The organism is Streptomyces sp. JW3 (genome assembly GCF_052216785.1).
GTDB lineage: Bacteria > Actinomycetota > Actinomycetes > Streptomycetales > Streptomycetaceae > Streptomyces.
Map to the genome: position 1 here is coordinate 1 of NZ_JBQOUX010000115.1, position 25,869 is coordinate 25,869.

Annotated in this window: 22 protein-coding genes; 5 read left to right on the forward strand and 17 right to left on the reverse strand. The window is 72.1% G+C overall.

The window, feature by feature from the left end; translation table 11 throughout:
- The 4 genes from ACTT8P_RS31985 to rimP form a co-directional block, all read right to left on the reverse strand.
- A partial coding sequence (locus ACTT8P_RS31985; protein ID WP_442835277.1) for a translation initiation factor IF-2 N-terminal domain-containing protein occupies positions 1 to 310 on the reverse strand: 310 nt, incomplete at its 3' end.
- A 145-nt stretch (positions 311 to 455) separates the two neighbouring features.
- Positions 456 to 731 (reverse strand): YlxR family protein, encoded by a 276-nt coding sequence (locus tag ACTT8P_RS31990; RefSeq protein WP_442835278.1) that lies wholly within the window; start codon positions 729 to 731, stop codon positions 456 to 458.
- Between the two features lie 103 nt (positions 732 to 834).
- On the reverse strand, positions 835 to 1,821 hold the full coding sequence (gene nusA, locus ACTT8P_RS31995; RefSeq protein WP_442835279.1) for a transcription termination factor NusA: 987 nt from the start codon (positions 1,819 to 1,821) through the stop codon (positions 835 to 837).
- A gap of 2 nt (positions 1,822 to 1,823) precedes the next feature.
- Positions 1,824 to 2,363, reverse strand: a complete 540-nt coding sequence (rimP, locus tag ACTT8P_RS32000; RefSeq protein ID WP_442835280.1) for a ribosome maturation factor RimP — start codon at positions 2,361 to 2,363, stop codon at positions 1,824 to 1,826.
- Between the two features lie 226 nt (positions 2,364 to 2,589).
- Between rimP and ACTT8P_RS32005 the strand changes: the two genes are divergently transcribed.
- From ACTT8P_RS32005 to ACTT8P_RS32015, 3 genes are read left to right on the forward strand one after another with little or no spacing between them, the layout of a single operon-like run.
- Positions 2,590 to 3,117, forward strand: coding sequence for a hypothetical protein (locus ACTT8P_RS32005; RefSeq protein ID WP_442835281.1), 528 nt, complete (start codon positions 2,590 to 2,592; stop codon positions 3,115 to 3,117).
- Positions 3,114 to 3,584 (forward strand): DUF4439 domain-containing protein, encoded by a 471-nt coding sequence (locus ACTT8P_RS32010; protein ID WP_442835282.1) that lies wholly within the window; start codon positions 3,114 to 3,116, stop codon positions 3,582 to 3,584. Before ACTT8P_RS32005 ends, ACTT8P_RS32010 begins: the two co-directional genes overlap by 4 nt.
- 42 nt (positions 3,585 to 3,626) lie before the next feature.
- Positions 3,627 to 4,526, forward strand: a complete 900-nt coding sequence (locus ACTT8P_RS32015) for an aminoglycoside phosphotransferase family protein (RefSeq protein ID WP_442835283.1) — start codon at positions 3,627 to 3,629, stop codon at positions 4,524 to 4,526.
- Positions 4,527 to 4,952: 426 nt separating this feature from the next.
- On the opposite strand, the gene ACTT8P_RS32020 is transcribed toward ACTT8P_RS32015, so the two are convergent.
- The 7 genes from ACTT8P_RS32020 to ACTT8P_RS32050 all read right to left on the reverse strand — a co-directional run bounded on the left by ACTT8P_RS32020 (position 4,953) and on the right by ACTT8P_RS32050 (position 14,307).
- On the reverse strand, positions 4,953 to 6,662 hold the full coding sequence (locus ACTT8P_RS32020) for a proline--tRNA ligase (RefSeq protein ID WP_442835284.1): 1,710 nt from the start codon (positions 6,660 to 6,662) through the stop codon (positions 4,953 to 4,955).
- 83 nt (positions 6,663 to 6,745) lie between these two features.
- Entirely contained in the window at positions 6,746 to 7,279 is a 534-nt protein-coding gene (locus ACTT8P_RS32025) for a GNAT family N-acetyltransferase (RefSeq protein WP_442835285.1), read from the reverse strand.
- A 33-nt stretch (positions 7,280 to 7,312) separates the two neighbouring features.
- Entirely contained in the window at positions 7,313 to 8,161 is an 849-nt protein-coding gene (locus tag ACTT8P_RS32030) for a GNAT family N-acetyltransferase (RefSeq protein WP_442835286.1), read from the reverse strand.
- Between the two features lie 227 nt (positions 8,162 to 8,388).
- Positions 8,389 to 9,546, reverse strand: coding sequence for a flavodoxin-dependent (E)-4-hydroxy-3-methylbut-2-enyl-diphosphate synthase (gene ispG, locus ACTT8P_RS32035; RefSeq protein ID WP_442835287.1), 1,158 nt, complete (start codon positions 9,544 to 9,546; stop codon positions 8,389 to 8,391).
- 170 nt (positions 9,547 to 9,716) lie between these two features.
- Positions 9,717 to 11,009 carry a M50 family metallopeptidase gene (locus ACTT8P_RS32040; protein ID WP_442835298.1) on the reverse strand — a complete coding sequence of 431 codons (1,293 nt, stop codon included), beginning with the start codon at positions 11,007 to 11,009 and terminating at the stop codon, positions 9,717 to 9,719.
- 8 nt (positions 11,010 to 11,017) lie between these two features.
- Positions 11,018 to 12,283: a 1-deoxy-D-xylulose-5-phosphate reductoisomerase gene (dxr, locus tag ACTT8P_RS32045; RefSeq protein ID WP_442835288.1), complete on the reverse strand. Its 1,266-nt coding sequence runs from the start codon at positions 12,281 to 12,283 to the stop codon at positions 11,018 to 11,020.
- Positions 12,284 to 12,366: 83 nt separating this feature from the next.
- Positions 12,367 to 14,307: an acyl-CoA dehydrogenase family protein gene (locus tag ACTT8P_RS32050; protein WP_442835289.1), complete on the reverse strand. Its 1,941-nt coding sequence runs from the start codon at positions 14,305 to 14,307 to the stop codon at positions 12,367 to 12,369.
- A 268-nt stretch (positions 14,308 to 14,575) separates the two neighbouring features.
- Here ACTT8P_RS32050 and ACTT8P_RS32055 point away from each other — a divergent pair, with 268 nt between their 5' ends.
- Positions 14,576 to 15,589: a LacI family DNA-binding transcriptional regulator gene (locus ACTT8P_RS32055; RefSeq protein WP_442835290.1), complete on the forward strand. Its 1,014-nt coding sequence runs from the start codon at positions 14,576 to 14,578 to the stop codon at positions 15,587 to 15,589.
- A gap of 4 nt (positions 15,590 to 15,593) precedes the next feature.
- Here ACTT8P_RS32055 and ACTT8P_RS32060 read toward each other — a convergent pair whose 3' ends face one another.
- Genes ACTT8P_RS32060 through ACTT8P_RS32085 form a run of 6 tightly spaced genes read right to left on the reverse strand, consistent with a single transcriptional unit; the run spans position 15,594 to position 24,201 of the window.
- Positions 15,594 to 16,310, reverse strand: coding sequence for a glycoside hydrolase family 12 protein (locus ACTT8P_RS32060; RefSeq protein ID WP_442835291.1), 717 nt, complete (start codon positions 16,308 to 16,310; stop codon positions 15,594 to 15,596).
- A gap of 35 nt (positions 16,311 to 16,345) precedes the next feature.
- Positions 16,346 to 18,550: a glycosyl hydrolase family 95 catalytic domain-containing protein gene (locus tag ACTT8P_RS32065; RefSeq protein ID WP_442835292.1), complete on the reverse strand. Its 2,205-nt coding sequence runs from the start codon at positions 18,548 to 18,550 to the stop codon at positions 16,346 to 16,348.
- Complete coding sequence (locus tag ACTT8P_RS32070) at positions 18,547 to 20,541, reverse strand: beta-galactosidase (protein ID WP_442835293.1); 1,995 nt, start codon at positions 20,539 to 20,541, stop codon at positions 18,547 to 18,549. Before ACTT8P_RS32070 ends, ACTT8P_RS32065 begins: the two co-directional genes overlap by 4 nt.
- Positions 20,538 to 21,455: a carbohydrate ABC transporter permease gene (locus ACTT8P_RS32075; protein WP_442835294.1), complete on the reverse strand. Its 918-nt coding sequence runs from the start codon at positions 21,453 to 21,455 to the stop codon at positions 20,538 to 20,540. The genes ACTT8P_RS32070 and ACTT8P_RS32075 overlap by 4 nt, the downstream gene beginning before the upstream one ends.
- Positions 21,456 to 21,463: 8 nt before the next feature.
- Positions 21,464 to 22,489, reverse strand: coding sequence for an ABC transporter permease (locus tag ACTT8P_RS32080; protein WP_442835295.1), 1,026 nt, complete (start codon positions 22,487 to 22,489; stop codon positions 21,464 to 21,466).
- Positions 22,490 to 22,518: 29 nt separating this feature from the next.
- The gene (locus tag ACTT8P_RS32085) at positions 22,519 to 24,201 is read right to left on the reverse strand and encodes an extracellular solute-binding protein (RefSeq protein WP_442835296.1); all 1,683 of its coding nucleotides are present in this window, start codon (positions 24,199 to 24,201) and stop codon (positions 22,519 to 22,521) included.
- A 347-nt stretch (positions 24,202 to 24,548) separates the two neighbouring features.
- Here ACTT8P_RS32085 and ACTT8P_RS32090 point away from each other — a divergent pair.
- On the forward strand, positions 24,549 to 25,869 hold a 1,321-nt coding region (locus tag ACTT8P_RS32090), incomplete at its 3' end, for a glycoside hydrolase family 3 protein (RefSeq protein WP_442835297.1).

Below are 25,869 nucleotides of genomic sequence, written 5' to 3' on the forward strand. Positions count from 1 at the left end.
GCTGCTGGGCGGCCGCGGGCTTGGGCGCGGCGGCCGGCTTCGGCGCGGCCGGACCCGGACGGGGGGCCGACTGCGCCGGGGAGGGCGCCGCGGGCCTGGGGGCTGCCTTGCGGGGCGCGCCGGGCTTGCCGGCGGACCGGCCGTTCCCGTTGCCCTGCTGGAAGGCGTCAGTCAGTTTGCGTACGACAGGCGCTTCGATCGTCGAAGACGCCGAACGGACGAATTCACCGAGTTCCTGGAGCTTGGCCATGACGACCTTGCTCTCGACACCGAACTCCTTGGCGAGTTCGTAGACCCGGACCTTAGCCACTTCGCTCCTTTGAGGTCCGGGTTGCGTCCGGACCGTCGCTAGTTCATGGGCGTACTCATCGCGTACTCATCGAGTGCTCATCGCAATCTCGACCTGCTTTCGACTCGCGAGGTACCAAGCCGCACGGGGTTCCGTACGGCACGTCTTACTGTGTCTGCTCGACGTACTGGCGCAACGCCTTTACGTCGAGCGGTCCCGGGACGCGCAGTGCCCTCGGGAACGCCCGGCGGCGTACCGCCTGGTCGAGACAGACCTGGGTGGGGTGAACGTACGCACCCCGGCCGGGCAGCGTACCGCGTGGATCGGGGGCGCATTCGCCTCCGACCGCCACGGTGCGCAGCAGTCCGGTCTTGGCCGCTCGCTCCCGGCACCCCACACAGGTGCGTTCAGGGCATGCACGAGCACGCGTCCGGCCAGACACCGCTAAGTCTACCTCCCCGCGCCGACCTCACCCCTTTCGGGGCAACGATCGAACCCGCTGCTTGCCACAAGCTGTCGTGATCTCAGCCACCGGCGGCTTGGATCTATTCCCCGGGCTGCTCGGTGTCCGGGCGGATGTCGATGCGCCAGCCGGTCAACCGGGCGGCGAGCCGGGCGTTCTGGCCCTCCTTGCCGATGGCCAGCGACAGCTGGTAGTCGGGCACCGTCACCCGGGCCGAGCGGGCCGCCATGTCGACGATCTCCACCTTGGTGACCCGGGCCGGGGAGAGCGCGTTCGCCACCATGTCGGCCGGGTCGTCCGACCAGTCCACGATGTCGATCTTCTCGCCGTTCAGCTCGCCCATCACGTTGCGGACCCGGCCGCCCATCGGGCCGATGCAGGCGCCCTTGGCGTTGAGTCCGGAACGGGTGGAGCGGACCGCGATCTTGGTGCGGTGGCCGGCCTCGCGGGCGATCGCGGCGATCTCGACACTGCCGTCGGCGATCTCCGGGACCTCCAGCGCGAACAGCTTCTTCACCAGGTTCGGGTGGGTGCGGGAGAGGGTCACGGACGGGCCGCGCACGCCCTTGGCCACCCGGACCACGTAGGACCGCAGCCGGGTGCCGTGCGGGTAGGTCTCGCCGGGGACCTGCTCCTGCACCGGCAGGATGGCCTCCAGCCTGCCGATGTCGACCAGCACGTTCTTCGGGTCGCGGCCCTGCTGGACCACACCGGTGACGATGTCGCCCTCGCGGCCGGCGTACTCGCCGAGCGTGGCGTCGTCCTCGGCGTCCCGCAGCCGCTGGAGGATGACCTGCTTGGCGGTGGTGGCGGCGATCCGGCCGAAGTCCGACGGGGTGTCGTCGAACTCGCGCGGCTGCTGCCCCTCCTCCAGGTCGTCCGGGTCCTCCTTCGCCCACACGGTCACATGACCGGAGTCCCGGTCGAGCCTGACGCGCGCGTGGCGGCGGCTTCCCTCGGTGCGGTGGTAGGCGATGAGGAGGGCCGACTCGATCGCCTCGACCAGCAGGTCGAAGGAGATCTCCTTCTCCCGCACCAAGCCCCGCAGGGCACTCATGTCGATGTCCACGGCTACGCCTCCTCCTCTTCTTCCTTCATGTCGTTCTTGTCCCGCTTGTCCTGCGGGTCCTGCTTGTCCTTGCGGTTGAACTCGACCTGGACCCGCGCCTTGGCGATCTCGTCGAAGCCGAGCCCCCGGGCGGTGGCCTTGCGGCCCTTCACGCCGGGTACTTCGAGGTCGAGTCCGTCGTCGCGCACGCCGAGGACGCGGGCGATCAGCTCGCCGCCCTCGGTGAGCTGGAACCGCACCAGGCGGTCGACGGCGCGTACGTAGTGGCGGTGCTCGGTCAGGTCGCGCTCGGCGCCCGGGGTGCCCACTTCGAGGGTGTACTCCCCCTCGCCCATCGCGTCGGTCTCGTCGAGCTTCGCCGAGAGCGCGCGGCTCACATCGGCGATCGCGTCCAGATCCGCTCCGGTGTCGGAGTCGACGACGACGCGCAGCACACGCTTGCGTCCGACCGAGTCCACCGCGATCTCTTCCAGATCCAGACCCTGGGAGGCGACCAGCGGTTCCAGCAGGTGTCGCAGCCTCTCGCTCTGGGTGGTGCTCATCCGGGTGACTCCTCGGCCGCGTGTGCTGTTGTGGGATGGGTCGCGTGTCTGGTCAAAGGGTATCCGGTCGCGGAGGGTGTTGCCGTCCACCTGGGTGCGGCGGTGCCGCTGAGTGGTGCCGGGCGGCCGCCCGGGTACGGTGATCAAGGCGCGCCGTGCCGGGCGCCCGCCTCCCCTTCCCGCCGCTGTTCGTACGAGCCTGCCGAGGACGTCTGCCGTGTCGTCGTTGCCCTCATGGTCGCGCCCGCCGCGCCGAAGGAGCCTGCTTGCCACCGTCGCCGGAGCGGCGCTGCTGGCCGGCTGCACCGGTGCCGCCGATTCCGGCGGTCAGGACGCCTCCTCCGAGGCGGCCGACCGGGCCCGCGCGCGGGCGGCTCGGGACAGTACGGAGCTGGCCGGGCGGTACGACGCCGTGCTCGCCTCGCATCCGGCGCTGGCCGAGCGGCTCGGTCCGCTGCGGGCGGAGGTGGTCCGGCACGCGGCGGCGTTCGGCGGGACTGGTACGGCGTCCCCGTCGGCCGCCGCCTCGCCGTCCGGTTCGGCGCGGGCCGCGGGGCCGGACGGGGCGGCCGCCGACCCGGTACCGGCGGCCGAGCAGGACGCGCTGGCCCTGCTCGCCACCGCCGAGCGGAAGCTGTCCGACCGGCGGCTCGCGGCCCTCGGCGAGGTGCCGGGCGAACTGGCCCGGCTGCTGGCCTCGGTGGCCGCGGCGGGCTCGGCGCACGTGTATCTGCTGACGAAGGGCGACCGGTGAGCGACGAGTCGGGGAAGAAGCGGCAGCTCAAGGCGGTCCAGGCAGCCCTGGCCGCCGAGCACGCGGCGGTCTACGGCTACGGGGTGGTCGGCGGCCGGGTGGGCGCGGACCGGCGTACGGAGGCACAGGCGGCGTACGACGCGCACCGGGCGTGGCGGGACGCGCTGGGGCGCGAGGTGCGCGACCTCGGGGCGACGCCGGTCGCCGCCCGGGCGGGGTACGCGCTGCCCTTCGCGGTGCCCGACGCGGCCGCGGCGGCGCGGCTGGCGGCGGAACTGGAGGAGCGGGTGGCCGGGGTCTACTCGGACCTGGTGCGGGCGGTGGACGGGGACCGCCGCAAGGCGGCGGCCGAGGCGCTGCGGGAGGCGGCGGTCCGCGCGGTGCGCTGGCGCGGCGGGAGCGTAGCCTTCCCTGGGCTCGCCGAGCGGTCCGGCGCCGGGGCGGCGCCTGCGGCACCGACCGCGTGACACGCAGGGGGAACACCCGCACGGGAAGGGAACGGCTCGCGCATGGCTTTCGAACCGCCGCGGCGTCTGGTCAAGGCGCTCGGTGAGACGGCACCGGACGGTGCCGCCTGGCTGGCCGGCCTGCCCGAGGCGGCTCGTCGGGCCGTCGCTCTACGCGGGTTGACCGTCGAGCGGGTGCAGGTGCCCGGTGGGCGCGGCAGCCTGGTGGTGCTGGTGCGGACCTCCGACGGGACGCCCGCGGTGCTGAAGCTGGCCCCGCCGCGGGCCCGGCCGGAGAGCGAGCGGGCGGCGCTGGCGCACTGGGCCGGCCGGGGCGCCGTACGACTGCTGGAGCCGCCCGTGACCGAGGGCGTACTGCTGCTGGAGCGGCTGCACCCGGAGGTGTCGGTGCGGTCGCTGCCGGAGGCGCGGGCGCTGCTGGAGGCGGCGGGGACGCTGCGGCGGCTGTGGGTGGCGCCGCCCGCCGACCACCTGTTCGAGACGGTGGCCGGGCGGACCGGGCGGCAGGCGACGGCGATGCGCGCGGGCGCCGAGGCCGACCCGCGGGCGGCGCCCCTGGTGGACGCGGCGCTGGCGGTCCGCGAGGAGCTGCTGGCCGCGCCGCCGCAGGAGCGGCTGCTGCACGGCACGTTCCGGCAGAGCAAGGTGCTCGCCGGGGATCGGCTGCCGTGGCTGGCGGTGGGCCCGGACCCGGTGGTGGGCGAGCCGGCCTTCGACCTGTCCCGGCTGGTCCGGGACCGGGTGGAGGACCTGATCGCCCAGCCGTCCGGCGCGTCGACGGTCCGCCGCCGCATCAAACGGCTCGCGGAGTCCCTGGAGGTCGACCGGGACCGGCTGCGCGGCTGGACCCTGTTCCGGGCCGTGGAGTCGGGCGTCCGGGCGTCCCGGGTGGGCCGCCCCCGGGACGCGGAACTGCTGCTGGAGTTCGCGGGCTGGCTGTGACGCGGCGCTGCCGCGCGGGTTTCCGCCGCCGGGTTCGGTACCGGCAGCGGGACGGGCAGGGCACGGCAGGGCGGGGCGGGACACGGCAGGGTGTGACGGAGCCATCGTCCAGCCGGCGCGGGCCCGGCCCCGGGGGGCCGGTGGGCGTCGCGTTGATGGCAGACCGGTGGGCGCGCCGGACGGCGGACCGGTGGGCGCACACCGGACGACAGACCCGTGGGCGCGCCGGACGGCGGGCCGAGGTGCGCGCCGGGCAGCAGATCAGGGTGCGCGCCGGACGACAAACCCGTGGGCGCACCGGACGACAGACCAGAGTGCACGCCGGACGACAGATCCGTGGGCGCGCCGGGCAGCAGACGAGGGTGCGTGCCGGACGGCGGGCGGTGCCTGCCCGGCCGGGCCGGGGCGGGCAGGCCGGGCGTGCGGTCAGGCCGTGGCGGTCAGGCGGGTGATGGCTTCCTCGACCGGGAGTTCCTCGCGCTCGCCGGTGCGGCGGTCCTTCAGTTCGACGACGCCCTCGGCGGAGCGGCGGCCGGCCACCAGAATCTGCGGTACGCCGATCAGCTCGGCGTCGGTGAACTTCACGCCCGGGGAGACCCCGGCCCGGTCGTCGACCAGGACCCGGACCCCGGCGGCGGAGAGCTGCTCGGAGACGTCCAGGGCCAGCTCGGTCTGGACCGCCTTGCCCGCGGCGACCACGTGCACGTCGGCCGGCGCGACCTCCTTGGACCACACCAGGCCCTTGTCGTCGGCGTGCTGCTCGGCGAGGGCGGCCACCGCGCGGGAGACGCCGATGCCGTAGGAGCCCATCGTCACCCGGACCGGCTTGCCGTTCTGGCCGAGGACGTCGAGCTTGAGGGCGTCGGCGTACTTGCGGCCGAGCTGGAAGATGTGGCCGATCTCGATGGCGCGGTCCAGCTTGAGGCCGGTGCCGCACTTGGGGCAGGGGTCGCCCTCCTGCACGACCACGACGTCGACGTACGCGTCGACCTCGAAGTCGCGGCCCGCGACGACGTTCCTGGCGTGGGTGTGCTCCTTGTTGGCGCCGGTGATCCACGCGGTGCCGGGCGCGACCCGCGGGTCGGCGAGGTAGGTGACCTTCTCGCCCAGGCCCTGCGGGCCGACGTAGCCGCGGACCAGGTCGGGGCGGCCGACGAAGTCCTCGGCGGTGACCAGTTCGACGGCCGCGGGCGCGAAGTGCGCCTCCACCTTGTCGAGGTCGACCTCGCGGTCGCCGGGCACGCCCACGGCGACGATCTCGCCGTCCACCTTGACCAGCAGGTTCTTCAGGGTGGCGGAGGCCGGCACGCCGAGCGAGGCGGCGAGGGTCTCGATGGTGGGGGTGTCGGGGGTGGGGATCTCTTCGAGGGCGGGCACGGCCGAGCCGTCGACCGGCTTCAGCTCGTACGTGATCGCCTCGGTGTTGGCCGCGTAGTCGCAGTTCGGACAGTCCGCGAAGGTGTCCTCGCCGGCCTCGGCGGGGGCCAGGAACTCCTCCGACTTGGAGCCGCCCATCGCGCCGGCGGTCGCCGCGCAGATCCGGTAGTCCAGGCCGAGGCGCTCGAAGATCCGCTGGTAGGCGGCGCGGTGCAGGGCGTACGCCTCGGCGAGGCCCTCGTCGGCGGTGTCGAAGGAGTAGGAGTCCTTCATCAGGAACTCGCGGCCGCGCAGGATGCCGGCCCGGGGGCGGGCCTCGTCGCGGTACTTGTTGGCGATCTGGTAGAGGATCACGGGCAGGTCCTTGTAGGAGGACGCCTGGTCCTTCACCAGCAGGGTGAAGATCTCCTCGTGGGTGGGGCCGAGCAGATAGTCGCCGCCCTTGCGGTCCTGGAGGCGGAACAGCTCGGGGCCGTACTCCTGCCAGCGGCCGGTCGCCTCGTAGGGCTCGCGGGGCAGCAGGGCGGGGAGGGTCACCTCCTGGGCGCCGATGGCGTCCATCTCCTCGCGCACGATGCGCTCCACGTTGGCGAGCACCTTCTTGCCGAGCGGCAGCCAGCTCCACAGGCCGGCGGCGGTGCGGCGGACGTAGCCGGCCCGGACCAGCAGCTTGTGGCTGAGGACCTCGGCGTCGGCCGGGTCGTCGCGCAGCGTCTTCGCCAACAACTTCGACATGCGCTGGACCGGTGCGTTCGCCATGGTTCTCGTGTCTCCTGCGAAGTAAGGGTGATGACGAACGAGGTTAGCCGGGCGGTCGCGGGTGGCGGAAATCGGTTAACGCCTCATCGCCGCAGCAGCGGGAGGGGGGCGCCCATCACGGCGTACGGCTTGGGGGCGCTGGGGAAGAGGACCTGGCGGGCCAGGTCCTGGTAGCCGAGGGAGCGGTACAGGCCGCGGGCGGGGCTGTCGGTGTCGATCGCGGAGAGGATCGAGCGGGGCTCGGCGGCGCCGTCGGTGATGGTGGTGATCAGGGCGCGGCCCACGCCGAGGTTCTGGTGGGCGGGGTGCACGTGCAGCTCGGTGATGACGAAGGAGTCGTCCAGCCAGGCGTCGGTGCCCTGGGCGCGGAGGTAGGGCTCGACGATCGTGGACCACCAGTGGGCGCGGTCGTTGGGCATGCCGTAGACGAAGCCGGCCAGGTGTCCGGCGGGGGTGCTGGCGCCGAGGGCGCGGGCGCCCGGGTGGGTCATGTGGCGCAGGACGATCTGGCGGCGGACGGCGACCTCGTCGGGGCCGAGTCCGAAGGCGGCGGCTTGGACGGCCAGGGCCTCGTCGACGTGGGCGGCGAGGTCCAGGGGGCCGATCACTACGTCCATGCGGGGAGCCTACAGGGGGTGCCGGGACGCGTTTCAGAACAGGACGCTCATGAACGCGCCGACCTCCTGGAAGCCCACCCTGCGGTACGTCCGTCTGGCCGCCGTGTTGAAGTCGTTGACGTAGAGGCTGGCCGTGGGGGCGATGTCGGTGAGGGCGTGGCGCAGGACCGCGGCCATGCCGGGGGCGGCGAGGCCCTTGCCGCGGTGTTCGGGGGCGACCCAGACGCCCTGGATCTGGCAGGCCCGGTCGGTGGCGGCGCCGATCTCGGCCTTGAAGACGACCCGGCCGTCGGCACCGAAGCGGGCGAAGGAGCGGCCGGCGCCGACGAGTTCGGCGACCCGGGCCTGGTAGAGGAGGCCGCCGTCGCCGGCCAGCGGGGAGATGCCGACCTCTTCGGTGAACATCGCCACGCAGGCCGGCATGATCGCGTCCATCTCGTCCTTTCGGACCCGGCGGACGTGCGGGTCGGGGGCGATGTCGGCGGGCATCCGGTCGGTGACCATGAGCGGCTGGCGGCGCCGTACCTCGCGGGCCGGGCCCCAGCTGGGTTCGAGCAGCCGCCACAGCTGGGTGGTGGCCTCGGCGGGGCCGACGATGGAGGAGCAGCGGCGGCCGGCCCGGCGGGCGCGGTCGGCGAAGGCGCGCACGGCGCGCGGGGTGGCGCAGATGGGGACCAGGTTGGCGCCCGCGTAGCACAGGGAGGTCAGCATGCCGTCCTCGTACCAGCCCCACATCTCGCCGCCGAGCCGCCACGGGTCGAGGCCGGCGACCTGCACCCGGGAGGTCACGAAGGCGTTCGTGACCGGCTCGCGGTCGAGGACGGCGAGCGCGGCGTTCAGGTCGCTCGGTTCGAGGACCCGGGAGGTGGTCTGCGTCAACACGTGCGGGGCCTCACCCTGGGGTCTGCTGATCTCCGCACTGTACCTGCGGAGGCTTGGTGGCGTCGCCCCGCGTTGTCGTTGCCGTTGCCTTGCCGGTGGTCGTCGGCTGCCGTGCCGTCTCCGGGGGCTGCCGCCCCCGGACCCCCGCTGTCGGCCCTGAACGGGCCTCGTCCTCAAACGCCGGACGGGCTGGGATGCCGACCCCGCCGAGAGGGCACCGAAAAGACTCAGCCCGCGACCGCCACAGACGGCTCCCCGGACGCCACGCCGTCCGCCTCCATCTGTTCGGCCAGCTTCATGGCCTCCTCGATGAGGGTCTCGACGATCTTGGACTCGGGGACGGTCTTGATGACCTCGCCCTTGACGAAGATCTGGCCCTTGCCGTTGCCGGAGGCGACGCCGAGGTCGGCCTCGCGGGCCTCGCCGGGGCCGTTGACGACGCAGCCCATGACGGCGACGCGGAGCGGGACCTCCATGCCGGTGAGGCCGGCGGTGACCTCTTCGGCCAGCTTGTAGACGTCGACCTGGGCGCGGCCGCAGGACGGGCAGGAGACGATCTCCAGGCCGCGCTGGCGCAGGTTGAGCGACTCCAGGATCTGGTTGCCGACCTTGACCTCCTCGACCGGCGGGGCGGACAGGGAGACCCGGATGGTGTCACCGATGCCCTGGGAGAGCAGCGCGCCGAAGGCGACGGCCGACTTGATGGTGCCCTGGAAGGCGGGGCCGGCCTCGGTGACGCCGAGGTGCAGCGGGTAGTCGCACTGGGCGGCGAGCTGGCGGTACGCCTCGACCATGACGACCGGGTCGTTGTGCTTGACGGAGATCTTGATGTCCCGGAAGCCGTGCTCCTCGAAGAGCGACGCCTCCCACAGCGCGGACTCGGCCAGCGCCTCGGGGGTCGCCCTGCCGTACTTCTGGAGCAGCCGGCGGTCCAGCGAGCCCGCGTTCACGCCGATCCGGATCGGGGTGCCGTGGTCCTTGGCGGCCTGGGCGATCTCCTTGACCTTGTCGTCGAACTGCTTGATGTTGCCGGGGTTGACCCGGACCGCGGCGCAGCCCGCCTCGATGGCGGCGAAGACGTACTTGGGCTGGAAGTGGATGTCGGCGATGACCGGGATCTGCGACTTGCGGGCGATGACCGGGAGCGCGTCGGCGTCGTCCTGGGTGGGGCAGGCCACCCGGACGATCTGGCAGCCGGAGGCGGTCAGCTCGGCGATCTGCTGGAGGGTGGCGCCGATGTCGGAGGTGCGGGTGGTGGTCATCGACTGCACCGACACGGGGGCGTCGCCGCCCACGGCCACCGAGCCGACCTGGATCTGCCGGCTCTTCCGGCGTTCGGCGAGCCTGGTCGGAACGGACGGCATGCCGAGAGAAATCGCAGTCATCTGCTGTGCAACCCCAAGTCGTGGATCAAGGCCCGGTCCCGTCAGCGGCGGGCTCCGATCATTCGAGATTACGGCACCGGGTGTGCGCCGGGCACATTCCGTCGCCGTAAACGCACTCGAAGGGAGGCGGCCCGGCACAAGTGTGCCGGGCCGTCGTGAATGGTGGGTGGCTAGGAGATTTTCACCGGGTTCACCACGTCGGCGACCAGGACCAGCAGGGTGAAGCAGACGAAGACGCCCGCCACCACGTAGGCCACCGGCATGAGCTTCGCCACGTCGAACGGTCCGGGGTCGGGGCGGCGCAGCACCTTCGCCACGTTGCGGCGCAGCGCTTCCCACAGGGCGCCCGCGATGTGCCCGCCGTCCAGCGGGAGCAGCGGGAGCATGTTGAACAGGAAGAGCGAGAGGTTGAAGCCGGCCACCAGCATCACGGCCATGGCGAGCTGCTGGGTGGGCGGGATGTCCAGGGTGAAGATCTCGCCGCCGACCCGGGCGGCGCCGACCACGCCCATCGGGGAGTCGGGTTCGCGCGGTCCGTCGCCGAAGGCGGCGTCCCACAGGGCCGGGATCTTGCTGGGCAGGGCGGCGAGCGAGTCGACGGCGTCGCCGATCCGGTCGCCCATCCAGACCACGGAGTCGCCGAAGTCCTGCTTGACGATGCCGGTGGCGGCGCTGAAGCCGAGGAAGCCGGCGGTGACGTACTCGCCCTGGACGTAGCCGCCGCTGCCGTCCTTCTTGGCGACCTTGTTGGTGGCGATCTCGGCGTGCAGGGTGATGTCCCTGCCGTCCCGCTCGACGACCACCGGGACGTCCTTGCCGGGGTTGGCGCGGATCAGGTCGGAGAGCTTCTCCCACTCGTCGGTGCGTACGCCGTCGAAGGAGACGATTCTGTCGCCGGCCTTGAGGCCGGCCGCGGCGGCCGGGGAGGGCGCGTCGGCGTCGGTGCACTTGTCGCGGTTCTCGGTCTGGGCGATGACGCACTGGGAGACCGAGCTGACGGTGGTGGTCTGCTGGGAGATGCCGAAGCCCATCAGGACGATGAGGAACAGCGCCACCGCGAGGACCAGGTTCATGAACGGGCCGCCGAACATGACGATGACCCGTTTCCACGGCTTGCGGGTGTAGAAGAGGCGTTTGTCGTCGCCGGGCCGGAGCTCCTCGAAGGCGGCCGAGCGGGCGTCCTCGATCATGCCGCGCCACGGTGAGGTGGAGCGGGCCTCCAGCCTGCCGTCGGGGCCGGGCGGGAACATGCCGATCATGCGGATGTAGCCGCCGAACGGGATGGCCTTGATCCCGTACTCGGTCTCGCCCTTCTTGCGGGAGAAGATCGTCGGGCCGAAGCCGACCATGTACTGCGGCACCCGGATGCCGAACAGCTTGGCCCAGGACAGGTGGCCCAGCTCGTGCCAGGCGATCGAGAAGAGCAGGCCCACGGCGAAGACGACTATGCCGAGGATGAACATCAGGGTCGTCATGCACGGGCCTCCGCCGTCTGTGCCGCCAGTTCCCGGGCTCGGGTGCGTGCCCAGGTCTCCGCTTCGAGGACGTCCGCGAGGGTCAGGGAAGTTCCCGTCAGCGTTGTCGACGGGGCGTCGTGTTCGTCGACCACCCGCGTGACGGTCTCCATGATGCCCAGGTAGGGCAGCGTGCCGGCGCGGAACGCCTCGACGCACTCCTCGTTGGCGGCATTGAACACCGCGGGGGCGGTGCCCGCGAGCTCTCCGACCCGGCGGGCCAGGTTCACCGAGGGAAACGCCTCGTTGTCGAGGGGGAAGAACTCCCAGGTGGACGCCTTGGTCCAGTCGAAGGCGGGGGCGGCGTCGGGAACGCGTTCGGGCCAGCCGAGGCCGATGGCGATGGGGCCGCGCATGTCGGGCGGCGTCGCCTGGGCCAGCGTCGAGCCGTCCGTGAACTCCACCATCGAATGGACGTAGGACTGGGGGTGGACGACGACCTCGATGCGGTCGAAGGGGATGTCGTAGAGGAGGTGCGCCTCGATGACCTCCAGGCCCTTGTTGACCAGGGTCGCGGAGTTGATGGTGATCACCGGGCCCATCGCCCAGGTGGGGTGGGCGAGGGCGTCCTCGTCGGTGACGGCGGCGAGCTGTTCCTTCGTCCGTCCCCGGAACGGGCCGCCGGAGGCGGTGACGACCAGCTTGCGGACGTCGGCGCGGGTGCCGGCGGCGACCGCCTGGAAGAGGGCGGCGTGCTCGGAGTCGACCGGGATGATCTGTCCGGGCTTGGCGAGCGCCTTGACCAGCGGGCCGCCGACGATGAGCGACTCCTTGTTGGCGAGCGCGAGGGTGCGGCCCGCCTCCAGGGCGGCCAGGGTGGGGGCGAGTCCGATGGAACCGGTGATGCCGTTCAGGACGGTGTGGCAGTCGGCGGCGGCGGCCTCGGTGGCCGCGTCCGGTCCGGCGAGGATCTCGGGCAGCGGCTCCCCCGTCCCGTACTGCGCCCGCAGGGCCTCGCGCAGCGCCGGTACGACGTCCTCGCGGGCCACCGCGACGGTGCGGACCTTGAGGCGGTACGCCTGCTCGGCGAGGAGGGCGACCCGGCCGCCGTTGGCGGACAGGGCGGTGACCCGGAAGCGGTCCGGGTTGCGCAGCACGAGATCGATGGCCTGGGTCCCGATCGACCCGGTGGAGCCGAGGATGACGATGTCCTTCGGGCCGTCTGTCGCCACGGGGTCGTAGACGAGGTGCGGGTCGGCGAGGGGGGCAGGGCTGTCGGTCATCCCCCCATTGTTGCCGCAACCGGCGGCGAGCAGGACAGTGCGTCCCCCCGGGCGGGGGGCGCGCCGCCCGCCCGGGAGACGTCTCACCTGATGGGACGGTGCACGTTCGCCTTCGTGCTCGGCCCCGGTGTCGCGTCGGCGATCCACGGGCCGTCGCCGGACGGGTCGACGACGCCGTGCTCCAGCCACTCATAGGTGCCGGACAGGACGCCCTCGACCACCTTGCGGTCGAGGTCGTCGGTGTTGGTCCACAGCCGGCCGAAGAGTTCCTCGGCCCGGATGCGGGCCTGGCGGCAGAAGACGTCGGCGAGCTGGTACGCCTCGCGGCCGTGCTCGCCGCGGGAGCGGAGCAGCTCGGCGCGGACGCAGGCGGCGCTCATGGCGAACAGTTCGGCGCCGATGTCGACGATCCGGCCGAGGAAGCCCTGCTTGGTCTCCATCCGGCCCTGCCAGCGGGACATGGCGTAGAAGGTGGAGCGGGCGAGTTTGCGGGCGGTGCGCTCGACGTAGCGCAGGTGGACCGAGAGATCGACCTCGTGTTTGAATTCGCGGTACTTTCCCGGGAGTTGGCCGGGACCGGCGACCAGCTTGGGCAGCCACTTGGCGTAGAAGACACCGGCGTTCGCGCCCGCCTTCGCCTTGTCCGTGAGGGACTTGTCCGGGTCGATCAGGTCGCCGGCCACCGACAGGTGGGCGTCGACCGCCTCGCGCGCGATCAGCAGGTGCATGATCTCGGTGGAGCCCTCGAAGATGCGGTTGATGCGCAGGTCGCGCAGGACCTGTTCGGCGGGGACGGCGCGTTCGCCGCGGGCGGCGAGGGAGGCGGCCGTCTCGAAGCCCCGGCCGCCGCGGATCTGGACCAGTTCGTCGGCCATCAGACAGGCCATCTCGGAGCCGTAGAGCTTGGCGAGAGCGGCCTCGATGCGGATGTCGTTGCGGTCCTCGTCGGCCATCTGGGAGGACAGGTCGAGGACGGCTTCCAGGGCGAAGGTGGTGGCGGCGATGAAGGAGATCTTCGCGCCGACCGCCTCGTGCAGCGCGACCGGCCTGCCCCACTGCTCACGCACCGCCGACCACTCGCGGGCGATCTTTAGGCACCACTTGCCGGCGCCGACGCACATCGCGGGCAGCGAGAGGCGGCCGGTGTTGAGGGTGGTGAGGGCGATCTTGAGGCCGGCGCCCTCGGGGCCGATCCGGTTGGCCGCCGGGACCCGGACCCGGTGGAAGCGGGTGACGCCGTTCTCCAGGCCGCGCAGGCCCATGAAGGCGTTGCGGCTTTCCACGGTGACGCCTTCGGTCGCGGTCTCGACGACGAACGCCGTGATGCCGCCGCGGTGTCCCTCCGACTTCGGCACCCGGGCCATGACGACGAGCAGGTCGGCGACGACGCCGTTGGTGGTCCACAGCTTCACGCCGTCCAGGACGTACCCCTCCCCGTCCGGTACGGCGGTGGTGGCGAGCCGGGCCGGGTCGGAGCCGACGTCCGGCTCGGTCAGCAGGAAGGCGGAGATGTCGGTGCGGGCGCAGCGCGGCAGGAACCGTTCCTTCTGCTCCTCGCTGCCGAACTGCTTGACCGGCTGTGGTACGCCGATCGACTGGTGGGCGGAGAGCAGCGCGCCGATCGCGGCGTTCGCGGAACCCACCAGGGCGAGCGCCTTGTTGTAGTACACCTGGGTCAGGCCCAGGCCGCCGTACTTGGTGTCGATCTTCATGCCGAAGGCGCCGAGTTCCTTCAGCCCGGCGATCACCTCGTCCGGGATGCGGGCGTCGCGTTCGATGCCGGCGCCGTCGATCCGCGTCTCGCAGAAGTCGCGCAGCCTGGCGAGGAACTCCTCGCCGCGGCGGCTCGCCTCGGCGTCCGGGAGCGGGTGCGGGTGGATGAGGTCGAGGCGGAGGCGGCCGAGGAACAGTTCCTTGGCGAAGCTGGGTTTGCGCCAGTCCTGGTCGCGGGCCGCCTCGGCGACCCGGCGGGCCTCGCGTTCGGTGACGGTGGGCCGGGAGGAGGGGGTGGTTGGTGCGGACATGAGGGTCACCTCGCCGCGTATCGGTACGAACAGGGGATGTACGTTACTCATCGGTGCTACCCGATCGTTGGTACCCGATCCCGGGCGTCCCGGCCACCCTTCGTGCGGCCGTTCGGCCGAGGGAGAGCGGGCGTGTCGAAGCGCTTCGACTGCGCTTCGCCGGAGTATGGACACCCATCTCCGCTGGGACTACTGTCGAGCCACCCTCATCCCACTACCGCCCGTCACGTGCGCCTGTCGAAGCGCTTCACACCCCTTGGAGAGCCGGATGGTCACCCTTGCCGAGGTCGCCCAGCACGCCGGAGTGTCGGCGAGCACGGTGAGCTATGTCCTCAGCGGCAAGCGGTCCATCTCCACCACCACCCGGCAGCGGGTCGAGGAGAGCATCCGGCAGCTGGGGTACCACCCCAACGCCGGGGCCCGCGCGCTGGCCAGCAGCCGGTCGCACATCGTCGCGCTGATGATCCCGCTGCGCACCGACATGTACGTACCGGTGATGATGGAGATCGCCATCGCGGTGGCCACCGCCGCCCGCGCCCACGGCTACGACGTGCTGCTGCTCACCGGCGAGGAGGGCCCGGACGCGGTGCGCCGGGTCACCGGCAGCGGGCTGGCCGAGGCGATGATCGTCATGGACGTCGAACTCGACGACGAACGGCTGCCGTTGCTGCGCGCCACCCATCAGCCGTCGGTGCTGATCGGGCTGCCCGCCGACACCTCCGGGCTGACCTGTGTGGACCTCGACTTCCGGGCCACCGGCGCGCTGTGCGTGGAGCATCTGGCCTCGCTGGGCCATCGGGACATCGCCGTCATAGGCGAGGCGCCGGCGGTGTACGAGCGGCATACCGGGTTCGCCGAACGCACCCTGGACGGGCTGCGGGCGCGGGCCCGGGAGCTGGGGCTGCGGCTGCTGCACCGGCCGTGCGAGGGCGGGTACGACGCGATGGCGCTGACCCTGTCCCGGATCTTCGACGAACGGCCCGGCACCACCGGGTTCGTGGTGCAGAACGAGGCGGCGGTCGAGCCGCTGCTGGCCCTGCTGCGGCAGCAGGGCCGGGCGGTGCCCGAGGACGTGTCGGTGGTGGCGGTCTGCCCCGAGCAGGTCGCCGCGCAGGCGTCGGTGCGGCTGACGTCGGTGGCGGTGCCCGCCCAGGAGATGGGCCGGCACGCCGTGGAGCAGCTGATCGCCAAGCTCGGCGGGCGCGGCAACGACGAGGTCGTGCTGCTCCCGCCGGAGCTGACGGTGCGGGCCAGCACCGGGCCGGCCCCCGATCCGAGGTGACAGGTCAACCGCCGCTGACCGTCAGGTTGTTGGTGGTGAAGTCGAGGCCGCCGGCCGACGAGGTGATCTCGTAGCCGAACTGCACGTCGCCGATGGTCTCGTCGCCCATCCAGCCCTTGGTGTCCTTGATCCACTTCAGCACCGGGAGGATGTTCACGGTCCCGGCGGTGGAGTCGGAGGTGCGCAGGAACGAGTACACCTCGTTGGCGCCGTTGTTGCCCTTGTAGACGTTCCAGGTGTGGCCGCCGAGGGTGACGGACCCCTGCGAGGTGCCGAGCGGACCGACGGCGCCGTTGTAGTTGACCCAGAGCATGATCTCGTAGTCGTAGTCGGTGTCCCAGATGTCGTACGAGGTGTTGTACGCGCCGGACGCCGGGACCGTGACGTTGTAGCTGCTGCTGAGCGAGGTCAGCGAGGTGATCGGCTTGTTGATCACCTTTTTGCTGTTCGGGTACGACTTGATGCCGCCGGTGTTCGGGTGGTCGGCCCACACGCCCCAGTTGGTGCCGGAGTTGGCCCAGACGCACTGGCTGCCGGCGCCGGAGCCCCAGATGTTGTTGTAGAGGGTGTAGCCGTTCAGGGTGGTGTTGCCCCACTGGTCGCAGGAGTTCCAGACGGCGGCCTCGGCGGGGGCGGCGGCCAGGCCGACGGTGGCGCCGAGGGCGAGCGCGGGGGCCAGCAGGGCCGTGGGGAGTCCGCGGGGGATGCTGCGTAGTGCCATGGTCGTCCCTTCCATGGGTGGGGGGGGTCGCGTGTCTACCGGGCCTCCAGGTGGAGGACGCGGTCTTCGCCGGCGGTGAGGTCGAGCGGCTCGGTGCCGGTGGAAGTCCTCAGTTCGACGCGTACGGTGCGGTCGGGGCGGAGGGCGGCGGTGGCGCCCTCGGGGGTCCAGGTGAGGTCGAGGGCGGCGCCGAACCGGGTGCGGACGCCGCGCAGTTCGCCCGCCGGGAGCGCGGCGGGCAGGGCGGGCAGCAGCACCAGGCGTCCGGGGGTGGACTGCACCAGCATCTCGATGAGCACGGCGGGCAGGGTGTGCGCGGCGTCGGCGTTGTAGACGTCGCGGTGCGGATAGTGGGAGCTCATCAGGGAGGCGTGGAAGTAGTCGCCCGCCAGCACCGCGCCGAGGGCGTGCGCGACCCGGGCGCCGTCCCGCAGCCGGGCGGCGACCAGGGCGTGGTGCAGATGGCCGTGGGCCGAGTCGTTCTCGGCGCCGCGCAGGGCGAGCGCGCGGTGCGCGGCGGCGGCCAGTTCCGGGGTGTCGTACGGGGTGATCTCGTCCAGTGGCCAGACGCCGTAGAGGTGGCTGAGGTGGCGGTGGTCGTAGGTGTCGTCGAGGCCGGGGCGGGCCCATTCGGCCAGGGCGCCGTCGGCGTTGATCCGGTGCGGCGGCAGCCGGTCGGCCAGCGCCCGCCAGCGGGCGGCGTGCTCGGGGTGGTAGGCGGCGGCGGTCAGCAGGGCGTGCCGGGCGGCGGAGAGGTCCATGGCCGCGTCGACCGTGCCCCAGCTCGCGTTCGCCGGGCGGTTCTCCGGCGAGTAGGAGGGGACCATCGTCAGGCGGCCGTCCGCGGCCTCGGTGAGGAAGTCCTCGTAGAACAGGGCGACTTCGGCGAGTGCCTCGGCGGTGCGCGGGTCGCGGGTGCCGTGTGTCTCGTCGTGGTCGACCAGGGGTTTGAGCAGCCAGTCGGCGCCGGCCGTCCACAGGTGCAGCGGGTACTCGCGGCTGAAGTGGTACGCGTGCCCGTTCTCGCCGTCGGTGTGCGCGGGGGCGACCATGCCCCGGGTGCCGAAGACCGCGCGGGCGTTCTCCCGCCAGTGCTCCCGTTGCCGGTGGACCAGGGCGGCGTGGGCCTCGGTGACCTCGGGCAGCGCGGCAGCGGCGGCCGCGGCGGTCTGGAGGTTGAGGTTGGCGTTGGTGGTGAACGCGCCGGACCAGGCGGTGTCCCAGTCGCCGGTCCACAGGCCGGTGAGGCGGGGCGGCAACAGCCCGGAGGCGGAGAGCTGGTGGTAGCGGCCGGCGGCGAAGAGGCGCTCCAGGAGGGCCGGGCTGCCGGGGCGGCGCAGCAGTTGCGAGCCGGGCAGGGCGCGCTCGGCCGGGTCGGCGGCGAGGTCGAGGCCGACCCGGTGGTAGGCGGTGCGGTGCCGGTGCAGGTGGCGGTCGAGGAGGTCCTCGTAGGTGTGCCCGGCCAGCAGGTCGCGCAGGGTCCGGGACTCGGCGTGCACGTCCCACTCCCCCGGGTGCCGGTGCACCCGGGTCAGGAGCAGCAGCGAGGTCGCGCGTTCGACGCGCAGGCCCGGCGGGACGAGGGCGGTGCTGCCGCCGGTGACCGCGGCGACGGTGACGCCGGTGCAGGCGCGGTCGCTGTCCGGGTAGCGGGCGCGCAGGCTCAGGACGGCGCCCTCGGGGGTGCGGACCGCGCCGTGGCCGACGCCGAGCCCGGCGGGCGCGCCGGGCAGCCGGTGGTCCAGGGCCAGGTCGAGGGTGAGCAGCGGGGCGGTGACCTGCTGGACGAGCACGTCGTCGGCGCGGGAGACGAAGACCCGGCTGGTCCAGCCGCCGGCGGTGGCGGTGGTCTCGCCGGTGGCGAAGTCGACGGTACGGCGGTAGGGGTGGGGGTGAGCGGCGTCCGGGGGGCGGCGCAGGCGGAGCTGGAAGGCCGGGTGGAACGGCTGCACCCATTGCAGCGGGCGGCCGTCGGTGAACTCCTCGGCGGCGGTGACGTCCCCGGCCAGCAGCCGCTCGCGCAGCGCGGGCAGGGCGGCGGCCAGCTCCGGGGGGCGGGCGTGTTCGCCGCCGTTCGGGCGGACCAGGGTGTGGTGGGTGACGATCACCCGGTCGTCGTGCGGGTCGCCGAACACCAGGGCGCCGTGGTGGCCGTTGCCGGTGAGGAAGGCGTCCTCCCAGCGGGCGGCGGGGGCGGGCTCCCAGGTGGCGTGGACGGGGGCGGAGTATCCGGCGGTCATGGCGCGGCCAGTACCCGTACGCCGTAGCGGCCCAGCTCGGCGCGGTCGGTGACCGTCTCGCCGGTCAGCAGGTCGCGGTGGGTGCCGGGGACCTCGACGGTGACCGGCTCGCGGCCGTGGTGGAGCAGGAACAGCAGGTCGCCGCGGCGGACCGCCTCGACGCCCGGCGGGACGCGGTCCAGCGGCGGGCGGACCCCGGCGTCGGCGGCGATGCCCGCGAGCAGGCCGCGCAGCGCCTCGGGCTCGGGGAGGGTGGAGACGTACCAGGCCCGGCCCTTGTTCAGGACGGCGGGCCGGCCGTCCAGTTCGCCGCCCTTGTAGAGGACCGTCTCGTCGGCGGTGCCGTCGGGTTCCAGTTCCTCCGACCACAGGGTGCCGGTGAAGCCGTCGCAGCCGGCGGTCTCGCCCTCGGCCAGCGGCCACCACTCGTGCAGGGTGCGGATGCCGAACAGGGCGCGCAGGCGGGCGTCCATGGCGCCGGGGCGGACCCGGTCGTCCTGGTCGGCGATGCCGGTGAGGAAGCCGCAGACCAGGGTGCCGCCGCCGTGCACGTACCGGACGAGGTTGTCGATCGCGGCGTCCGTGAGGAGGTAGAGCTGCGGGACGACGACCAGCCGGTAGCGGGACAGGTCGTGCTCGGGGTGGGCGAGGTCGGTGGTGAGGTGGGCCTCCCACAGGGCGCGGTGCCAGGCGCGCAGGACCACGGGCAGGTCGGCGCGCTCGAAGGGGCGGGCCCGCTGGGTGCCGGCCCACCAGGAGTGCCAGTCGTGCAGCACGGCGGCGTCGGCGGTGACCCGGCTGCCGGTGACGTGCGGGGCGATCGTGGCGAGGTCGGCGCCGAGTCGCTTGACCTCCTGGAAGGCGCGGCCGTCCGGGCCCGCGTGGCCGACCATCGCGGAGTGGAACTTCTCGGCGCCCTGCCGGGACTGCCGCCACTGGAAGTAGCAGACGGCGTCCGCGCCGCGGGCCACCGCCTGGAGCGACCAGAGCCGGTTCAGGCCGCGCGGCTTGGGCCGGTCCACGTCCCGCCAGCCGACCGCGCCGGTCGCCTGCTCCATGACCATCCAGGGGGCGCCGCCGGCCTGGGACCGGGTGAGGTCCTGGATCAGCGCGCCCTCCTGCGCGCCGTGCGGGTCGCCCGGGTCGGGGTAGAGGTCGACGGAGACGACGTCCTCCTCCTCGGCCCAGCGCCAGCCGTCCTGCCCGAAGAACAGCGGCATGAAGTTGGTGGTGACCGGCAGGTGCGGGGTGTGCCGGCGGACGATGTCGCGCTCGGCGGTGTAGCACTCCAGGAGCATGTCGGAGGTGAAGCGCCGGAAGTCGAGGACCTGGGCGGGGTTCTGGAGGTAGTGGGTGCGGCGGGCCGGCAGGATCTCCGCCCAGTCGCCGTAGCGCTGGCTCCAGAAGGCGGTGCCCCAGGCGGTGTTGAGGGCGTCCAGGGTGCCGTAGCGCTGCCGCAGCCAGGCGCGGAAGCGGGCGGCGGCCTCGTCGCCGTGGTCGTAGGTGCAGTACTCGTTGTTGATGTGCCACATCGTGAGCGCCGGGTGGCTCGCGTAACGGGCGGCCAGCGCCTCGGTGACGGCGGCGGCGCGGCGGCGGTAGGTGGCGCTGGAGTGCGAGAAGTGCTGGCGGCCGCCCCAGTGCTCGGTGGTGCCGTCCTCGTCGACCGGCAGGGTGTCCGGGTGCAGCCGGCCGAGCCAGGGCGGGGGCGCGGCGGTCGGGGTGGCGAGGACCACGCCGACGCCGTGCGCGTGCAGCAGGTCCAGCACCCGGTCCAGCCAGCCGAAGTCGTACTCCCCCGGGCTCGGTTCGAGCCGGGCCCAGGAGAAGACGCCGACGGTGACGGTGTTGACGCCGGCCTCCCGCATGAGGCGTACGTCGTCCTGCCAGGTCTCCTCGGGCCACTGCTCGGGGTTGTAGTCACCGCCGAACAGGACGCGGCCCCGGGTGACCGTGGCGAGGGTGGGCGTGGCGAGGTCCGGGCGGCTCACCCCTTCACCGCCCCGGTCAGCATGCCCTTTTTGAAGTGCCGCTGGACGAAGGGCGAGAGGACGGCGACCGGCAGCAGCGCCATCACCATCACGGCCATCTGCACGGCCAGTCCGGACAGCTCGCCGGTCTTGATGGCCTGGCCGAGGCCGACCGGCGCCTCCTGCTTCTGCACGAGCTGGATCATGACGTTCTGGAGCGGCATCATGTCCTGGTCGTTCAGGTACAGGGACGCGTTGAACCAGGCGCTCCAGTAGCCGACCGCGTAGAACAGCGTGATGACGGCCAGCACCGCGCGGGACAGCGGCATCACGATCTGCCACAGGATGCGGAAGTCGCCGGCGCCGTCGATGCGGGCGCTGTCGATCAGCTCCTGCGAGATGCCCGTGAAGAAGCCGCGCAGCACCAGGATGTTGAAGACGCTGATCGCGCTCGGCAGGATCAGCGCGAGGTAGGTGTCGGTCAGGCCGAGGGACTGGACCAGGAGGTAGGTGGGGATGAGGCCGGCGCTGAAGAACATGGTGGCCAGCAGGAGCATCAGGATCCAGCGGTGGCCGAAGGAGCCGGTGCGGGACAGGCCGTAGGCGCACAGTACCGACACCGACATGGAGAACAGCGTGCCGACGAGCGTGATGCCCACGCTGACCAGCGCGGCCCGGGTCACCTGGCCGCCGCTGAGGAGTTCCTGGTAGGCGACGAAGGTGAGGTCCTTGGGGACCATCACCAGACCGCCGGCCTCGTCGATGGTCTTCCTGGACGACAGGCTGGTGACGATGACGATCCACAGCGGGAAGAGGATGGCCAGGCAGGCCAGGGCCAGCACCAGGCCCTTGCCGGCCAGGCCGGCCGGTGAGGGCTTCTCCTCCCACACCGGCCGGGGCGGGGCCGCCCAGCGCTGCCGGACGGTCTTGTCCATGACGGCGGTCACTTCTTGTACACCCCCTGCTCGCCCATCAGATGGGCCACCTTGTTCGCGGCGAGGACCAGGCCGAGGCTGACCACGCCCTTGATCAGACCGGCGGCGGCCGCGTAGCCGAAGTCCTGGTTGCGGACGCCGTTCCACCACACGAAGGTGTCCAGCACCTCCGCCGCGCCCGGTCCCACGGCATCGCGTTGCAGCAGGATCTGTTCGAAGCCGACGGTGAGCGCGTCGCCGACCCGCAGCACCAGCAGCAGGGCGATCACCGGGCGCAGCGCGGGCAGCGTGACGTGCCACATGCGGCGCCAGCGGCCCGCGCCGTCCATCGCGGCGGCCTCGTACAGGTCGGGGCTGACCGAGGCGAGCGCGGCGAGGAAGACGATGATCCCCCAGCCGGCGTCCTTCCACACGCTCTGCCCGGTGACCAGCAGCGCGAAGGTGTCCGGGTCCCGCATCATGTCGAGCCCGTCGTACCCGTGCTGCCGCAGCACCTGGGAGAGGAGGCCGGCGCCGCCGAACAGCTGCTGGAAGACGGCGATGACCAGCACCCAGGAGAAGAAGTGCGGCAGGTACAGCACGGCCTGAGCGAACGCCCGCACCCGGGGCCGGATCACACTGTTGATGAGCAGCGCCAGCAGGATCGGGACCGGGAAGTACAGCACGAGCTGGAGGATGAACAGCAGCAGGGTGTTCTGTACGGAGTTCCAGAACGCGGAGTCCGCGAAGATCCGCTCGAAGTTGTCCAGCCCGGCCCAGGGGCTGTTCAGCATGGAGACGATGCCGTTGTCGCTGAGGTACGGGTCGTAGTCCTGGAAGGCGACGACGTTGCCGAGGATCGGCAGGTAGTTGAAGACCAGCAGGAGCAGTACGGCCGGCAGGGTCATCAGCACCAGAACGCGGTCGCGTCTGAAACGCAGGCGCCAACTCAGCTTCCCGGAGGGGGGCTGCTCGGGTCCGGGGGCGCCGTCGGGCTCCGCCGGGGACTTCTTCACGGCCTCGGTCCTGCTCCGAGGCACCGTGCTGTTCGACACGGCCGTTCTCCTCGCCTCGCCCGCGCCGGTCAGCTCGCCGCCGTGCCGTTTTCGTCCAGCAGCTTCTTGTACCAGTCGCGGAGCTTGTCGCCGCCCTTGCTCTTCCAGTCGGAGACCGCCTGCTGCATGTCGCTGACCTTCTTGCGGCCGCGGACGATGTCGTCCTCCAGCTGCTCGAAGTCGTTGGAGAGGTTGGTGTACCGGGACGGCTCGGTGATCTGCATGCCGTAGAAGGAGGACTTCTTGGTGAAGGCGCCCATCCGCTGCTGCCACTCGACCTGGCCGCGGGCCACCTCGGGCAGGTCCGGGTGGGCGATGGTGGAGGCGGGGCTCGCGACCATCACGTAGGCGTTGAGCACCTCGCTGTTGCCCTTGTCGTTCTTGACCGGCAGGCCGCCCTCGACCGTGTAGTGGGTGCCCTCGACGCCGTAGTTGGTGAGCATGTGCTCCTTGGTGCCGTACGGCGCCGCCGTGACGTTGGCGACCGCCAGCACGTCCTTGATCACCGACTCGGAGGCGTTCTTGTTGACGAAGGCGAAGATGCCGGCCGGCTGGCGGGCCCACAGCACGGGGTCGCCGCCCTCGTACCCGAAGATGTCCATCGCCCCGCACTCGAAGCCGTTCTTCTGCCCGGCCTGCTCGGCGTTGCGGCTGTACCACTGCGAGATGTCCTGGTTGTAGATCAGGACCTCACCGGCGGCGAAGGTGGGGCCGGCGTCGCTCATGCTGTCCACGTCGGGGTGGACCACGCCGGCCGCCCACAGCTTGCGGGACCACTCCAGCGCTTCCAGGTACTCGTCGGTCTCGCCGCGGAAGGTCATCCTGCCGTCGATCAGGTTCCAGCCCAGCGGCTTCTCGTCGCCGGGCAGCACCCCGAAGGCGTTGAACGCGGTCCACTTCATGTCCAGGCAGGCCCAGCGCTTGGCCTTGGCGTTGGTGATGTCCTTGGCCAGGTCCAGGAACTCCTGCGCGGAGGCGGGGACTTCGTACCCCTCCTTGTCGAAGAGGTCCTTGCGGTAGAGCGGGGCGATGTTCACGACGTACGAGGCCGGCATGGGCAGGCCGCGCAGCGCGCCGCCGAAGATCGCGCGCCGCCAGGCGTCGGTGGGGATCGCGGCGAGGTTCGGGTAGTCCTTGACCGCGTCGCCGGCGAGGTAGGGGCCGAGGTCGGCGAACTTGCTGATGATGGCGCTGGGTATCTTGCCGCCCATGTTCCAGCCGGGGACCACCACCACGTCGGGTACGTCGCTGGAGGCGAGGACCGCGCCGAGCTTCTCGTCGTAGGTGTTGCCGTCCTGGTTCTGCCAGACGACGTCGACACCGATCAGGTCGTTCATCGCCGTGTAGTAGGCGTTGTCCGCCTTGGGCGGGGAGCCCCAGAACGGCGACATGATCGTCACCTTGCCGCCCTTGCCGAGCTTCTTCGGCACCGACGTCTTCAGACCGGCCAGGTCCAGCTTGCTGGTGAAACCCAGCGAGGAACCGTTCTTCGACGGAATGTCCGGCGTCACCACATTGCTGGCCACATACGCCGGCAGCAGCTTCTTGGCGTCCTTGCCCGACGTGGTGCCCTCCCGCGACCCGCTGTCCGTGCCGCCGCAGGCGGTGAGCAGCGGCATCCCGCCGGCCACCGCTGCGGCGGCGAGTGCCGAGGAGGCGAGGAAACTTCTCCGGCTCGGCGCGGAGGCGGCGGAGGCGGCGTTCGGCGTCATTGCGTCAACCCTTCATGGCGCACCAGGACACCCGGTGGTGGCCGTCGGCTGCGGTGGAACGGGCGGGACGGGAGGCGGCCCTCGGGGCCCTCACCGTCGAAGCGCTTCGATGTTGCAGCGAGGTTAAGTGAACACGAGGGTGGGCACAAGAGTCGTTTCCAAGATTCCTCGGAGGTGTGTGCGGGCTGTCCGTCCCGTACGGCTACGGCGGGGAGGGCCGCGCGAGTGCACCCAGTGCTGTCCCGTGTCTTGACACCCGGCCTTCGCCGACTGAGCATCGAAGCGCTTCGAAACCGTCTCGAAACCGCACGTCGCAGCATCGCCGCACATCGCAAGGGGAATCCCACGTGACCGCACCCACGCCGCCCGCACCGCCGTTCCGCGACCCCGCCGCACCGGTCGCGGAGCGCGTCGACGACCTGCTGTCGCGGCTCACGCTCGACGAGAAGATCGGATTTCTGCACCAGTTCACGCCGGGCGTCGAGCGCCTGGGCGTCGCCCCGTTCCGCACTGGCCAGGAGGCGCTGCACGGCGTCGCCTGGATGGGCCCGGCGACGGTGTTCCCGCAGGCCGTGGGGCTCGGCGCGACCTGGCACGAGGACCTGGTGCGCCGGGTCGGCGAGGCCGTCTCCGCCGAGGTCCGGGCGATGCGCGCCCGCGACGACCGGGTCGGCCTCAACGTCTGGTCCCCGACCGTCAACCTGCTGCGCCACCCCCTGTGGGGCCGGGGCGAGGAGGGCTACTCCGAGGACCCGAAGCTGACCTCGGCGATCGCCACCGCCTACACCCGCGGCCTGCGCGGCAGTCATCCGACCTACTGGCGCACCGCCCCGGTGCTCAAGCACTGGCTGGCGCACAACAACGAGACCGACCGCGACACCGCGTCCTCCTCGGTCCGCCCCCGCGTCCTGCACGAGTACGACCTGCGGGCCTTCCGGGAGACGGTCGAGGCGGGCGCGGTGGCCGGTGTGATGCCGGCGTACAACCTGGTCAACGGCCGCCCCAACCACGTTTCCCCGTACCTGGCCGAGCATCTGCGCGCCTGGACGGAGGAGGACCTGCTGGTCTGCTCGGACGCGGGCGCGCCCTCCAACCTGGTCGACTCCGAGCACTACTTCGACACCCACGAGGAGGCGACGGCCGCCGCGCTGAGGGCCGGCGTCGACAGCTTCACCGACCACGGCACCGACTCGGCCCCGATCACCGCCCGGGTGCGCGGCGCGCTGGAGCGGGGGCTGCTGACCGAGGACGACATCGACACGGCGGTGCGCCGGCAGCTGTCGGTGCGGTTCCGGCTCGGCGAGTTCGACGGCTACGAGGAGCCGGGCGCCTTCGACACCCCGGAGCACCGGGCGCTCGCCCAGGAGGCGGCCGAACAGGCGGTCGTGCTGCTGAAGAACGAGCGCGGACTGCTGCCGCTGGCCCCCGGCACCCGCCTCGCCGTGGTCGGCCTCCTCGCCGACGAGTGCAAGCTCGACTGGTACAGCGGCACCCTCATCCACCGCTCCACCCCGCTGGAGGGCCTCTACGAGCGGTTCGGCGCGGAGCACGTGGAGTTCGCGGAGGGCGTGGACCGGGTCCGGCTGCGCACCGCCGCCGGTACGTTCCTGCACGTGCCGCCGGCCGGCGACGACGCCCCCGCCCCGGCGGTCGAGGGCGCCCTCGACC